Below are 12,213 nucleotides of genomic sequence, written 5' to 3' on the forward strand. Positions count from 1 at the left end.
GTGTCGCGTACGGGCGTGGCGGCGTCGGGCGTGGGTTCAGACACGGGCCGGCTCCTTCGTGCCGAACAGCCCGGCGGGCCGCAGCAGCAGGATCACGATCATCACGAGGAACGGCGCGGCGTCGCCGATGCCGCGGCCCAGGAAGGCGAGCTCGCTCTGGTAGCCGCTCATCAGCGTTTCGGTGACGCCCACGATCAGGCCGCCGGCCAGCGCGCCCGTGGTCGAGTCGAGCCCGCCGAGGATGGCCGCGGGGAACGCCTTCATCGCCGCCGCGGCCGTCCCTCTGTCGAGGCCCGGCGTCGGGAACACGCACAGGAACATCGCCGCGACCGCGGCCAGCGCCCCGGCGACGGCCCACGCGCTGAGCGAGACGCGGCCGAGCCGTACGCCCATCAGCGCGGCGGTCTCCGCGTCCTCGGCCGTGGCGCGCATCGCCACGCCCCAGCCGGTGAACTTGAAGGCGAGCAGGAACGCCACGATCAGCGCGGCGGCGACCACGAGGGCCACGACACGGGTCTCGGCGACCGTGACCGGCCCGAAGTGCAGCACCCGGTCGCCCCATGGATCGCCGAGGGCGAGCACCTCGGTGCCGATCTGCCGGGTGAGCTCGGTCGTGAGCAGGATGTCCACGCCGATCGTGACGATGGCCAGCACACCGCGCGAGCCGACGTGCGCCCGCCGCAGGATCAGGAACTCCACCAGCGCGCCGACCACCGCCGCCGCCGCGATCCCGGCCGCCAGCGCCGCCCAGAACCCGATCAGCGGGTGCAGCCGGGCGATCACGTAGCCGCCCGCCAGCAGCAGCGACGCGTGCGTGAAGTTGACCACCTCGGTCGCCTTGAAGATCACCACGAAGCCGAGCGCGATCAGCGCGTACACGGCCCCGACCGAGATCCCGTTGACGAGCAGCTCCAGGAAGACCGCCATCACGCCTCCCCCCGTTCATCGGAGGGGCGGCCGAAGTCGCCGAGATAGGCGCGGACCACCTCGGGGTCGCGCTGGACCTCCTCGGGTGGCCCGTCGGCGATGCGCCTGCCGAAGTCGAGCACGGTCACCGCGTCGGCGATCCGCATGACCATGCCCATGTCGTGCTCGACCAGCAGGATCGAGATGCCGAGGCTCTCGCGCACCGACTCGATGAGGCCGGCCATCTCGCGCCGCTCGCCGCCGTTCATCCCCGCCACCGGCTCGTCCAGCAGGAGCAGCCGCGGCTCCATGCACAGCGCGCGGGCCAGCTCCACCCGCTTCTGCACGCCGTACGGCAGCAGCCCCACGGGGATGGACAGCGCGTCGCCGACGCCCGCGAACTCCGCGATCTCCGCCACCCGCGCGCCGTGCCGTACGGCCTCGTGCCTGGCCGCGGGCAGCCGCAGGCCGGCCGAGACGAAGCCGGCACGGGTCAGGCGGTGCCGCCCGAGCATGAGGTTGTCGCGCACCGTCAGGTGGGGCGACAGGGCGATGTTCTGGAACGTCCGCGCCACGCCCAGCGCGGCCACCTGGTGCGGGCGCAGCGACGTCAGCTCGGCGCCGCCGAAGCGCACGCTGCCCGAGGTGGCGCGGTAGACGCCCGACAGCACGTTGAAGCAGGTGGACTTGCCCGCGCCGTTAGGGCCGATCAGCGCGTGCACGCTGCCGGGGGCCACGGTGAAGCTCACCGCGTCGAGGGCGGTGAGCCCGGCGAAGCGCACCGTCACCTCGCTGACCACGAGCTCCGCCGGGCCGTCGCCGCCGACCGTACCGACCGGTTGGTTTCTCAGGGGTATGCGTCGCCGCCTCGCCGGGTACGCGCGCGGCTCGCCGCGGCGGTGGGTCATGCCGTCCATCTCGCCAGCCTGGTCCTCTCGTGCTTCTCGGTCGCAGAGTCGCGGGCAGAGCCGGTCGCAGAGTCGCGGGCGGAGCCGGTCGCGGAGCCGGTCGCAGAGTCTGGGGCAGGGCCGGGGCCGGTACCGACCGGTCGGTCTGTCTCGGGCGTGCCGACGCCGAGATAGCGGCGGCGCACCTCGTCGCTGGCCGCGAGGTCCGCCGCCGGGCCCGACAGCGCCACCTCGCCGACCTCCAGCACGTACGCCCGCTCGGCCAGCGCGAGCGCCATGGCCGCGTTCTGCTCCACCAGCAGCACCGACGTCCCCTGGGCGTTGATCTGCCGCACGGTGTCGGCGATCCGGGCCGCCATCAGCGGCGCCAGCCCGAGCGTGGGCTCGTCGAGCAGCAGCAGCGACGGCCCGGCCATGAGCGCCCGTCCGATCGCCAGCATCTGCTGCTCGCCGCCCGACAGCAGGCCCGCCCGCTGGTGGGCCCGCTCGGCCAGCACCGGGAAGAGCTCGAACACCCGCTCGCGGCCCTCCGCCGCGCGCCTGCCCGGCACGCCCAGCGCTCCGGCGCGGAGGTTCTCGGCCACCGTCATGCGGGCGAACACCCGTCGCCCCTCCGGCACCTGGACCACGCCGCGCCGTACGACCGCCGCGGCCGGCACCCTGTCGAGCCGGAATCCGCCGAAGGCGACCGTCCCCGACGTGATCGCGCCCCGGTGGAACCGCAGCGTCCCCGACACGGCACGCAGCAGCGTCGTCTTGCCCGCGCCGTTCGCGCCGAGCACCGCGGCCACCGTGCCCACGGGCACGGACAGATGGACGCCGCGCAGGGCGCGCACGGGGCCGTATCGCACATCCAGGCCCCTGATATCGAGGCCACCGGTCTCCTCGGGGTCCGCGATCCGCGGGCCCTCGATCCTCGGGCCGTCGGTCTCCGGGCCCGCCTCACCAGACATCCGCGCCTCCTGTGACTTCGATGAAGGCACACCCAACCCACCGTGGTCGAGGGCCGTCCAGCGCCGGACGTCAAGTCGGGACCCCAGCCCATGCCCGCCCGTCGCGCCCTGTGCTCCAGCACAATCCCGCATCACGAAACGAAAACCGAACCTTGTTCCGGACGCTGTGTGCTGGCACATTCGGGGCATGAGGTCCAGGACGGACGCCGAGGTCCGGGAACTGCTGCGGACCTCCGCCGCAGGCCTGCTGGAACGGCTGCCCGAGCTCGCCGACGAGCTGGTGAAGCGCGGCAGGGAAAGCGACGAGGCCTACCGCATGACGGTCCCCTTCGAGGACCACTGGAAGAGCACCCACGAGGGGCTGCGCGTCGGCATCACCGCGATCCTGCAGCCCCGGCACGAACGGCGCGACGTCGCGTACGCCCAGACGGTCGGGCGCAGGCGGGCCGAGTTCGGGCTGCCGCTCGACTCGCTCATGCGCAGCTACCGCCTGGCCGCGCAGGTCACCTGGAACGGCGTCATCGACATCATCGGCGACCAGGGCCAGGAACGGCTGCCCGCCCTGCTGCGCAGCGCCACCCACGTCTGGCACGCCATCGACCGCCAGGCCGTGGCTGCGGCCGACGCCTACCGCCGCCGGGAGAACGAGCTGCTCGGCCGGACCAACCAGCGTGTCAACGCCATGCTCGACGCCCTCCTGGAGGGCCGCGCCGACCCGGCCGTGGCGGGCGTGGCGGCGGGCGCCCTCGGCCTGCCGGAGCACGGCCGCTATGCGGTCGTCACAACGCGGCTGCCCGCGCAGCCCGACCGCGTGCACCGCCCCGACGAGATCGGCGGGCTGCGGTTCCTGTGGCGCATGCGCCCTGACCTGGAGATGGCGGTGGTGCACCTCGGCGACCGGGAGCTGGACGACCTGGTGGCGGCGATCACGCCGGTCGTCTTCGCGAGCGCCGGCGTCAGCCCGGTGGTGGAGAGCCTCGCCGACCTCGGCACGGCCCGCCGCCTGGCGGAGGTGGCCATGCGCACCTGCTCGGGGACCGGGCCGGAGATCGCGCGGCTGGATCAGCGGCTGCCCGCCGCCCTGGTGGTCTGCCAGCCGGAGCTGGCCGGTCACCTCGCGGGCGGCGTCCTCGGCCCGATCATCGCCTCGTCCGACGGCGGCGTGCTGCTCGCGACGCTGGAGGCGTGGCTGCGCTGCGAGGGGTCGGCCGTCCGGGCGGCGGCCGAACTCTACTGCCACCGCAACACCGTCTTCAACCGCGTGCGCCGCATCGAGCAGCTCACCGGCCGGTCGCTGGCCCGCCCCCTGGACGTCGTCGAGCTGTCCCTCGCCCTCGACGCCGTCCGTCTCCTCCCCGGCACCTGATTTCCCGTATCGGACGTGCCGGTTACACGGGCGCGCGACGATGCCGGACGTGGCCACCGGTTTCCGGCCGTGACTCTTGGTGCCGGAAGCGGGATTCGAACCCGCACGCCCTTTCAGGCGGACGCTTTTGAGGCGTCTATGTCTGCCATTCCATCATTCCGGCGCTTTTATCGGACTATGTCCCGATATGTCCAAGTTTAGAGTGATCGACGGGCAGTCGATCATCTTCCACCTGACGTGGTTCTAATGTAGCGGACGTCGGTAACCTCTTGTGCGTGAGTACGCAGCGGCGAGTGGTGATCGCGGAAGACGAGGCGCTGATCCGCCTCGACCTGAAGGAGATGCTCGAAGAGGACGGTTACGCCGTGGTCGGCGAGGCCGGCGACGGTGAGACGGCGGTGAAACTCGCCGTGGAGCTCCGCCCTGACCTGGTGATCCTCGACGTGAAGATGCCCGTGCTGGACGGGATCTCCGCGGCCGAGCGCATCGTCTCGGAACGCATCGCGCCGTGCCTCATTCTCACCGCGTTCTCGCAGCGCGACCTGGTCGAGCGGGCCAGGGACGCGGGCGCGATGGCCTACCTGGTCAAGCCGTTCACGAAGGGCGACCTGGTTCCGGCCATCGAGATGGCGGTGAGCAGGCACGAGGAGATCGCCGCGCTGGAGAAGGAGGTCTCCACGCTGTCGGAGCGGCTGGAGACCAGGAAGCTCGTGGAGCGGGCCAAGGGCCTGCTCATGGCCCAGCACGGGTGGACGGAGCCGCAGGCCTTCCGGTGGATCCAGAAGGCGTCCATGGACCGGCGGATGAGCATGCGCCAGGTGGCCCAGATCGTGGTCAGCGGGAACGGCGGCGAGGCCCAGCCGCCCGCCTGATCACGCCCTGCGGAGCGCGGTTCGGAAGACTCCTGGTCAGGGGCCGTCCCGCTAAGTTGAGGAGTTATTACGACTCCGCATCCAAGTGCGGACAGTTCTGATGCATCCCTGGTCGGGGCTTGCCGCGGCTATGTACCTTTCAGCCATTCGATCGGGACCAGTCGGCAGCGCTGACGATTCCCGGGCCTGGATGAAGGAGATGCTTCATGATCCGCATTGCCCCCCTCGGGCGGGCGCTGGCCGTCGCCGCGGCCGCCAGCCTCGCGCTGACGGCCTGTGGCGGTGGTGAGGACAGCGCCGCGCCGGCTTCCTCGGCGCCGGCTGCCGAGTCCTCGGCGCCCGCTGCCGCCACCGCCCAGGGCGATGGCGTTCTCACCGTCGGCACGTTGCTGCCGCAGACCGGCTCGCTCGCCTTCCTCGGCCCGCCGGAGTTCGCGGGTGTCGGGCTGGCGGTCAAGGAGATCAACGACGCCGGTGGTGTTCTCGGCAAGCCGGTGACGCAGATCGACACGGACTCGGGCGACACCTCGACCAACATTGCGTCCCAGTCTGTCGACAAGTTGCTGCAGCAGAAGGCCGACGTGGTCATCGGCGCCGCCTCGTCCTCGGTGTCGCTGTCGGTCATCGACAAGATCACCGGTGCGGGCGTCGTCCAGATCTCGCCGGCGAACACCTCGGACCAGTTCACGACCTACAACGACAAGGGTCTGTACTTCCGTACGGCTCCGCCGGACGTGCTGCAGGGCCGTGTCCTCGGCGACCTGATCCTCGCCGACGGCAACGACACGGTCGGCATCCTGGCCCTCCAGGACGCGTACGGCACCGGCCTCGCCGACAACGTGCAGAAGGCGGTCGAGGGCGGCGGCGGCCAGGTCGTGGAGAAGGTCATCTACGACCCGAAGGCGGCCGACTACTCGGCGGACGTCGCCAAGATCAAGGAAGCCAACCCGAAGGCCGTGGCGCTGATCGGCTTCGACGAGACCAAGAAGATCATTCCTGAGCTCGTCAAGCAGGGCCTGACCGCCAAGAAGGTGAAGTACTACTTCGTCGACGGCAACCTGTCCAACTACGGCACGGGCAAGGACGGCTTCCCCAAGGGCACGCTCGACGGCGCCAAGGGCACCCAGCCGGGCGCTCAGGTCTCGGACGACTTCAAGGCCAAGCTGCTGAGCGTCGACCCGAACCTCAAGGACTTCAACTACGGTCCCGAGTCGTATGACGCGACCATCCTGACCGCGCTCGCGGCGGTCGCCGCCAAGAGCGACGCGCCCGCGGACATCGCGGCCCACCTGCAGGAGGTCTCCACCGGCGGCGAGAAGTGCAAGGACTTCAAGTCCTGCAACGACCTGCTGGCGGCGGGCAAGGACATCGACTACGACGGCGCGTCCGGCCCGATCGAGTTCAACGAGGCCGGTGACCCGGCCGAGGCGACGATCGGCATCTACGAGTACGGCCCCGACAACACCAACAAGAACATCGCCTTCAACACCGGCAAGATCGCCGGCTGATCGCGGACACACGAAGGGCCCGCTCCGTCTGGAGCGGGCCCTTTCCGCGTGCCCGGGACCCGCGGGCCGTGAAGGACGGCCGGCCGGTCGCGGGGCGTCTCGCCGTGGCGGCTCAGGAACGGCCGCAGGCGGTGAGGACGGCGGCGGACGCCTTGCGATACCGGCGCAGCAGGTCCGTACGCTCCGAGCCGGCCGTGTCGGCCCGCGACAGGGTCGCGGCGACGCCGTCGATGGCCGAGACGGAGGCCGAGGCGGAGGCCGGCAGGTGGGGGCCGTACATCGCCAGCGTGCCGCGCAGATAGCCGAAGCGGCCGCGTACGTCCCCGTCCCAGTGCTGGGCCTCCTCCTGCCCGGCCGGCAGCAGCGACAGCCCCAGGTAGCCGATGGCGGACACCACGCGGGCGCAGGGGTCGTCGTCGGCCTTCGCGCCGGTGACGTAGACCGCGCCGGTCGTCTTCCCGGACGCGGTCCCCAGGGACGAGACGGAGTCCGGAGAGGCTCCGGGTTCGGAGGACGCCGACTGGCAGGCGGCGAGGCCCACCGCGAGCGCCGAGACGACCAGTGCGGTGCGGAGGGGGATTCGGGTCATACCGAACATTGTTCCCCTGCATGTTGCCGATGTGGTGGAAAAAAGGTCACAGACGTACGACGAGGGCCCCGGCGTCCGCCGGGGCCCTCGTGGCGAGCCGGCTCAGGCCTTGGCGAGCGTGCCCAGGTAGAGCTGGATGACCTTCGGGTCGTTGATCAGGTCGCGGCCGCTGGCCATGTAGGCGTTGCGGCCCTGGTCGAGCACGTAGCCACGGTGGCAGATCTGCAGGCAGCGCCGCGCGTTCTGCTCCACCATGATCACGGTGACACCGGCCTTGTTGATCTGCTGGGCCTGGATGAAGACCAGGTCCTGCAGCTTGGGCGACAGACCCGCGGACGGCTCGTCCAGCAGCAGCACCGACGGCTCGGTCATGAGCGCCCGGCCCATGGCGACCATCTGCCGCTCACCGCCGGACAGCGAGCCGGCCCGCTGCTTGCGGCGCTCCCGGAGGGCGGGGAAGATCTCGCAGACGAACTCGAACCGCTCCTTGAACTTGCCGGGCACCTGGAAGGCGCCCATCTCCAGGTTCTCCTCGATGGTGAGGCTGGGGAAGACGTTGTTCGTCTGCGGGACGTAGCCGACCCCGCGGGCCACCAGCGAGTGGGCCTTGAGGCTGGTGATGTCCTCGCCGTTCAGGGTGACCGTGCCGCTGCGCACCGGCACGAGCCCGAAGAGGGTCTTCAGCAGGGTCGACTTGCCGGCGCCGTTCGGGCCGATGATGCCGATCAGCTCGCCCTTCTTCACGTACAGGTCGGCGCCGTTGAGGATGTTGACGCCGGGGATGTAGCCGGCGTACAGCTCGTCGGCCCGCAGCAGCGCGTTCTCGGCTCCGGCGAGGTGGTCGGAGCGGTCGACGACGGCCGCACGCGAGACGGCCGCGTCGTCCTCCTCCGCGGCCGCGACCGGCGTGGGCTCGCCGGCCTCGCCCGCCGCGGCGTCGCGGTCCGGCTCCGCGGGGTTTTCCGGAGTGGGGGCGGTCATGCCTTCTCCTCGATCTCGGACTCCAGCTCGGCCTCGGCCTCCTGCAGCTGCTCCTCGAACTCCTCGGCGGACATCGGCGCGTCGTGGTGGGCGCCCAGGTAGGCGTCGACCACGCGCGGGTCCGACATGATGGTGTCCGGCGGCCCCTCCGCGATCACCGCGCCCTGGGCCATCACGATGACCCAGTCGCTGATGTCGCGCACCATGTCCATGTCGTGCTCCACGAAGAGCACGGTCATGCCCTCCTCACGGAGGTCCTTCACGTGCCCGAGGAGCGACTGGGTCAGGGCCGGGTTCACGCCCGCCATGGGCTCGTCGAGCATCACCAGCTCGGGGCCGACCATCAGGGCCCGGGCCATCTCCAGCAGCTTGCGCTGGCCGCCCGACAGCGAGCCGGCGAAGTCGTCGCGCTTGGCGGCGAGCTTGAAGCGCTCGAGCAGTTCCTCGGCGCGCTCGGTGATCTCGTCCTCCTGGCGGCGCCAGCTGCCCGGGATCAGCGCGCGGAAGAAGTTCTCGCCGAGCTGGTTCTGCGCGCCGAGCCGCATGTTCTCCATCACGGTGAGCTTCGACAGGGCCTTGGTGAGCTGGAACGTGCGGACCATGCCCGCACGGGCCACCCGGTGGGCGGGCATGCCCTTGAGCTGCTTGCCGTTGAACGTCCAGGACCCCTCGTCGGCGCTGTCGAAGCCGGTGAGCTGGTTGAAGAACGTGGTCTTGCCCGCGCCGTTCGGCCCGATCAGCGCGGTGATCGACCCGCGCTGGACCTCGACGTGGTCGACGTCGACGGCGGTGAGGCCGCCGAACCGGCGTACGACCTTGTCGACGACGAGGATGGGGTCGGGCTTGGGCACGCCGGGCTCGCGGTCGAGGCCCGCGAAGGCGGCCACCGCCGCCGCTTTCCTGCTCTGGGTGGTGTCAGCGTGCATCGAGCGCGATCTCCCTCTTGTCACCGAAGATGCCCTGTGGCCGGAAGATGAGCAGGAGCATCAGGCCGAGGCCGACCAGCATGAAGCGGACCGCGCCGATGTTGTTCACGGTGAACAACGAGGGCAGCAGCCCGGCGCTCACGGCCTCGCTGAGGGTGTTGCCGACGAAGACCAGCAGCACCCAGAAGATCGCGGCGCCGACGACGGGGCTGAAGACGCGGGCCGCGCCGCCGAGGATCACGATCGTGTACGCGTAGAAGGTGAACTCCGTGCTGAACAGGTCGGGCTGCACCGACGCCTGGCCGAGCGCGAACAGGAAGCCGCCGAAGCAGCCGATCACGCCGCCGAGCACGAGCGCCTGCATCTTGTAGGAGAAGACGTTCTTGCCGAGGCTGCGCACGGCGTCCTCGTCCTCGCGGATGGCCTTGAGCACGCGGCCCCACGGGCTCTTCATGAGCAGGTAGACCAGCCCGCAGGCGATCGCGATGAGCACCCAGCCGACGGTCAGCACCCACGTCACCCGCTCGTTGAAGCTGATCGGGCCGATGCCGTACGTGCCGGGGGAGTAGGGGTTCATCGCGAAGAAGTCGCCGGAGAAGTTCTGCCGGCCGTCCGAGCCGCCGAAGACGCTGCTGAACTGGACCGATCTGAAGACGAGCCGGACGATCTCGGCCGCCGCGATGGTGACGATGGCGAGATAGTCGGCGCGCAGCCGCAGGGTGGGGATGCCCAGCAGGAAGGCCAGCACGATGGTGGCCGCCAGGCCGATCAGGATGCCGAGCCAGAACGGCAGGTGGAAGGTGGCCACGGTGACGGCCATGCCGTACGCGGCGACGCCGAGGAAGGCCGCCTGGCCGAAGTTGAGCAGCCCGGCGTAGCCGAACTGGATGTTGACGCCGATCGCGGCGAGCGCGTAGACGACGGTCTCCAGGCCGATCGAGGCCTTGACCGTGGTGACGAAAATGGTGTTCCAGTCCACGTGTGGTCTCCGATCAGCCGATGCGCTCGCGCCGGCCGAGAATGCCCTGCGGCCGGAAGAGCATGACGAGGATGAGCACCAGCAGCGCGCCGACGGTCTTCAGCTCGGTCGGCACCACGACGGTGGACAGCTGGATGAACAGACCGACGACGATGGAGCCGACGAGGGCGCCGAAGGCGGTGCCGAGGCCGCCGAGGGTGACTCCCGCGAAGACGAGCAGCAGGATCTGGAAGCCCATCTGGTAGCTGACGTTCTGCGACAGGCCGAGCATCACGCCCGCGAGCGACGCGATGGCGCCGCCGACGGTCCAGATGATCCGGATGACGCCGTCGACGTTGATGCCGGAGGAGGCCGCCAGCGCGGGGTTGTCGGCGACGGCCCTGGCCGCCTTGCCGATGCGGGTCTTGAGGAGCGCGAGCCCGACGATCACGAGCACCGCGAGCTCGATGCCCATCGCGATGAAGTTCTTCGGCGCGGCGGAGATCGGGCCCACCTGGATGCCCGGCTGGGCGTTGTAGTCCGCGTACGGAGCGCCCTCGCCGCCGAAGAAGAACAGGAAGACGTAGCGGAGGAACAGTGCCAGGCCGATCGAGATGATCATCATCGCGACCAGGCTGCTGCCGCGCTTGCGCAGCACTCCCCAGAAGAACCGGTCCTGGGTGTATCCGAAGGCTCCGCCGATCACCACGGAGATCACCGCGGCCAGGACGAGCGGGATTCCCAGGACGACGTTGAAGAAGTAGGCGCACATCGCGCCGAACGTGAGCAACTCGCCGTGGGCGAAGTTGGTGAGCCCGGTGGTGCCGAACACCAGGGACAGGCCCATGGCCGCCAGGGCGATGATGAGCCCGAGGTTGAAGCCCTCGAAGGTGAGCTGCGCGACCCGGTCCCAGAAGGAGGAGGCGCCCGACGAGGACTCCGCGGCGGCCTCGCCCGGCTGGCCCGCGGGGGCGAGGGCGAACAGGACGTTGCGCTCGCTTCCCTCATAGACCTGGACGTTCAGGGTGGCCCGGTCCTTGAACTTCAGCGCGACCCCCTGCGGGAGGGTCGACTCGTCGAGTGTGACCTTATATGTGCCCGCCTGGGGGACCGGCACCTCCCACTTGCCGTCCGCACCTGTGGTGGCGTCTCCGACGGGTTTGCCGTCTTCGCCTGCCACGCTGATCTTCACGCCGTTCACCGGCTGGCCTTGGTTTTGGAGTGTGCCCTTCAACGCCTCCCCGTCCGCCCAGGCGGGGGAGGAGAGGAGAAATACGAGTCCACCCAGGAAGGCCGTGAACGCGATCACGGCTCTGCGCAATGGTGCTCCCTCTGGTTCAGGTCTTGGCGGGGTCGTGCCCCCACTGCGGACGCGCAACATCGTCCAGGTTGCTGCGATGTTGTGGCCGGAGCATAAGCCTGAGACGCCCGTTTCCGGGTTGTTCGTCACCAATTGGTGACCATGGTGTGTCACTGACGTGAGAAAGGCTTCGCAGGTCAGGGCATGTAAGGAGTCAACTGGAGGATCACTGCTGTAGGAGTCGGGGGATCGGCGCCGGAGAAAAGCATGAGCCCGTGAGAAGGACCTTTGGGACCGTACACAGCTTCCCCGGCTCCGCACGTTGTCTACTCGGTCTTCTCACGGGCTCTGGAGCCACAACGGTAGCGACCGGAGCGACCCCCGTGCAAAGAGAGTCGCAAGCCGTTCCGTTATGAGGCCCAATGCGTCGTAAGGGTTTTTCGTGGTTCTTGCCCGGCCGGCCCGCGGGCGGGCGTGCCCCGCGAGCCCGGCGGCCTCAGGAGGCGTCCTTGAGCATGCAGGTCAGACGGGCCGTGCACACCGCCCGGCCCTCGTCGTCGGTGATCTCGATGACGTACGTCGCGAGCGTGCGCCCGCCGTGCACACGGGTGGCCACGGCGGTGACGTGTCCCGAGGTGGCGGAGCGGTGGTGGGTGGCGTTGATCTCGATGCCGACGGCGATCCTGCCCGGGCCCGCGTGCAGGGCGGCGCCGGTCGAGCCGAGGGTCTCGGCAAGCACACAGGACGCGCCGCCGTGCAGCAGCCCGTACGGCTGCGTGTTGCCCTTGACGGGCATCCGGCCGACCACCCGCTCGGCGCTGGCCTCCAGGATCTCGAGCCCCATCCGCCGGTGCAGGTGGTCCCCGGGCGCGTTCATGAACGCCACGAACTCCTCGGGATTCGTCAAGGTCAAGGGGACGCCTCCTGTGGGAAGAGCACGGGTTTT

At 70.1% G+C, this 12,213-nt stretch carries 12 protein-coding genes and 1 tRNA gene; 3 read left to right on the forward strand and 10 right to left on the reverse strand.

Annotation, left to right across the window (positions count from 1 at the left end; genetic code table 11):
* Positions 1-36: 36 nt before the first annotated feature.
* Genes HCK04_RS01915 through HCK04_RS01925 form a run of 3 tightly spaced genes read right to left on the reverse strand, consistent with a single transcriptional unit; the run spans position 37 to position 2,767 of the window.
* The gene (locus tag HCK04_RS01915; RefSeq protein WP_142645095.1) at positions 37-927 is read right to left on the reverse strand and encodes a branched-chain amino acid ABC transporter permease; all 891 of its coding nucleotides are present in this window, start codon (positions 925-927) and stop codon (positions 37-39) included.
* On the reverse strand, positions 927-1,823 hold the full coding sequence (locus HCK04_RS01920; protein WP_240970791.1) for an ABC transporter ATP-binding protein: 897 nt from the start codon (positions 1,821-1,823) through the stop codon (positions 927-929). Before HCK04_RS01920 ends, HCK04_RS01915 begins: the two co-directional genes overlap by 1 nt.
* A complete protein-coding gene (locus tag HCK04_RS01925) occupies positions 1,811-2,767 on the reverse strand; it encodes an ABC transporter ATP-binding protein (protein ID WP_142645096.1) in 957 nt (318 codons plus the stop codon). Before HCK04_RS01925 ends, HCK04_RS01920 begins: the two co-directional genes overlap by 13 nt.
* 187 nt (positions 2,768-2,954) lie before the next feature.
* On the opposite strand from HCK04_RS01925, the gene HCK04_RS01930 reads away from it, so the two are divergent.
* Positions 2,955-4,133 (forward strand): helix-turn-helix domain-containing protein, encoded by a 1,179-nt coding sequence (locus HCK04_RS01930; protein ID WP_142645097.1) that lies wholly within the window; start codon positions 2,955-2,957, stop codon positions 4,131-4,133.
* 77 nt (positions 4,134-4,210) lie between these two features.
* Here HCK04_RS01930 and HCK04_RS01935 read toward each other — a convergent pair.
* Positions 4,211-4,296, reverse strand: a tRNA-Leu gene (locus tag HCK04_RS01935).
* Positions 4,297-4,408: 112 nt separating this feature from the next.
* On the opposite strand from HCK04_RS01935, the gene HCK04_RS01940 reads away from it, so the two are divergent.
* Positions 4,409-5,005 (forward strand): response regulator, encoded by a 597-nt coding sequence (locus tag HCK04_RS01940; RefSeq protein WP_260617025.1) that lies wholly within the window; start codon positions 4,409-4,411, stop codon positions 5,003-5,005.
* A 206-nt stretch (positions 5,006-5,211) separates the two neighbouring features.
* Positions 5,212-6,513 (forward strand): ABC transporter substrate-binding protein, encoded by a 1,302-nt coding sequence (locus tag HCK04_RS01945; protein WP_142645098.1) that lies wholly within the window; start codon positions 5,212-5,214, stop codon positions 6,511-6,513.
* A 112-nt stretch (positions 6,514-6,625) separates the two neighbouring features.
* On the opposite strand, the gene HCK04_RS01950 is transcribed toward HCK04_RS01945, so the two are convergent.
* The 6 genes from HCK04_RS01950 to HCK04_RS01975 all read right to left on the reverse strand — a co-directional run bounded on the left by HCK04_RS01950 (position 6,626) and on the right by HCK04_RS01975 (position 12,144).
* Positions 6,626-7,102 (reverse strand): hypothetical protein, encoded by a 477-nt coding sequence (locus tag HCK04_RS01950; protein WP_142645099.1) that lies wholly within the window; start codon positions 7,100-7,102, stop codon positions 6,626-6,628.
* 102 nt (positions 7,103-7,204) lie between these two features.
* Positions 7,205-8,083, reverse strand: a complete 879-nt coding sequence (locus HCK04_RS01955; protein WP_142645100.1) for an ABC transporter ATP-binding protein — start codon at positions 8,081-8,083, stop codon at positions 7,205-7,207.
* Positions 8,080-9,009, reverse strand: coding sequence for an ABC transporter ATP-binding protein (locus tag HCK04_RS01960; protein WP_142645101.1), 930 nt, complete (start codon positions 9,007-9,009; stop codon positions 8,080-8,082). The genes HCK04_RS01955 and HCK04_RS01960 overlap by 4 nt, the downstream gene beginning before the upstream one ends.
* Positions 8,999-9,988: a branched-chain amino acid ABC transporter permease gene (locus HCK04_RS01965; RefSeq protein ID WP_142645102.1), complete on the reverse strand. Its 990-nt coding sequence runs from the start codon at positions 9,986-9,988 to the stop codon at positions 8,999-9,001. The genes HCK04_RS01960 and HCK04_RS01965 overlap by 11 nt, the downstream gene beginning before the upstream one ends.
* A gap of 13 nt (positions 9,989-10,001) precedes the next feature.
* Positions 10,002-11,147, reverse strand: a complete 1,146-nt coding sequence (locus HCK04_RS01970; protein WP_261985606.1) for a branched-chain amino acid ABC transporter permease — start codon at positions 11,145-11,147, stop codon at positions 10,002-10,004.
* A gap of 616 nt (positions 11,148-11,763) precedes the next feature.
* Positions 11,764-12,144, reverse strand: coding sequence for a hotdog fold thioesterase (locus HCK04_RS01975; RefSeq protein ID WP_142645238.1), 381 nt, complete (start codon positions 12,142-12,144; stop codon positions 11,764-11,766).
* Positions 12,145-12,213: the final 69 nt, after the last annotated feature.

This window comes from Microbispora sp. CL1-1 (assembly GCF_012034195.1).
Classification (GTDB): Bacteria; Actinomycetota; Actinomycetes; order Streptosporangiales; family Streptosporangiaceae; genus Microbispora.

Coding starts and splice junctions, on each gene's coding strand:
- HCK04_RS01915 (WP_142645095.1), bottom strand. CDS start 927: ATGGCGGTCTTCCTGGAGCTGCTCGTCAACGGGATCTCGGTCGGGGCC.
- HCK04_RS01920 (WP_240970791.1), bottom strand. CDS start 1,823: ATGGACGGCATGACCCACCGCCGCGGCGAGCCGCGCGCGTACCCGGCG.
- HCK04_RS01925 (WP_142645096.1), bottom strand. CDS start 2,767: ATGTCTGGTGAGGCGGGCCCGGAGACCGACGGCCCGAGGATCGAGGGC.
- HCK04_RS01930 (WP_142645097.1), top strand. CDS start 2,955: ATGAGGTCCAGGACGGACGCCGAGGTCCGGGAACTGCTGCGGACCTCC.
- HCK04_RS01945 (WP_142645098.1), top strand. CDS start 5,212: ATGATCCGCATTGCCCCCCTCGGGCGGGCGCTGGCCGTCGCCGCGGCC.
- HCK04_RS01950 (WP_142645099.1), bottom strand. CDS start 7,102: ATGACCCGAATCCCCCTCCGCACCGCACTGGTCGTCTCGGCGCTCGCG.
- HCK04_RS01955 (WP_142645100.1), bottom strand. CDS start 8,083: ATGACCGCCCCCACTCCGGAAAACCCCGCGGAGCCGGACCGCGACGCC.
- HCK04_RS01960 (WP_142645101.1), bottom strand. CDS start 9,009: ATGCACGCTGACACCACCCAGAGCAGGAAAGCGGCGGCGGTGGCCGCC.
- HCK04_RS01975 (WP_142645238.1), bottom strand. CDS start 12,144: ATGAACGCGCCCGGGGACCACCTGCACCGGCGGATGGGGCTCGAGATC.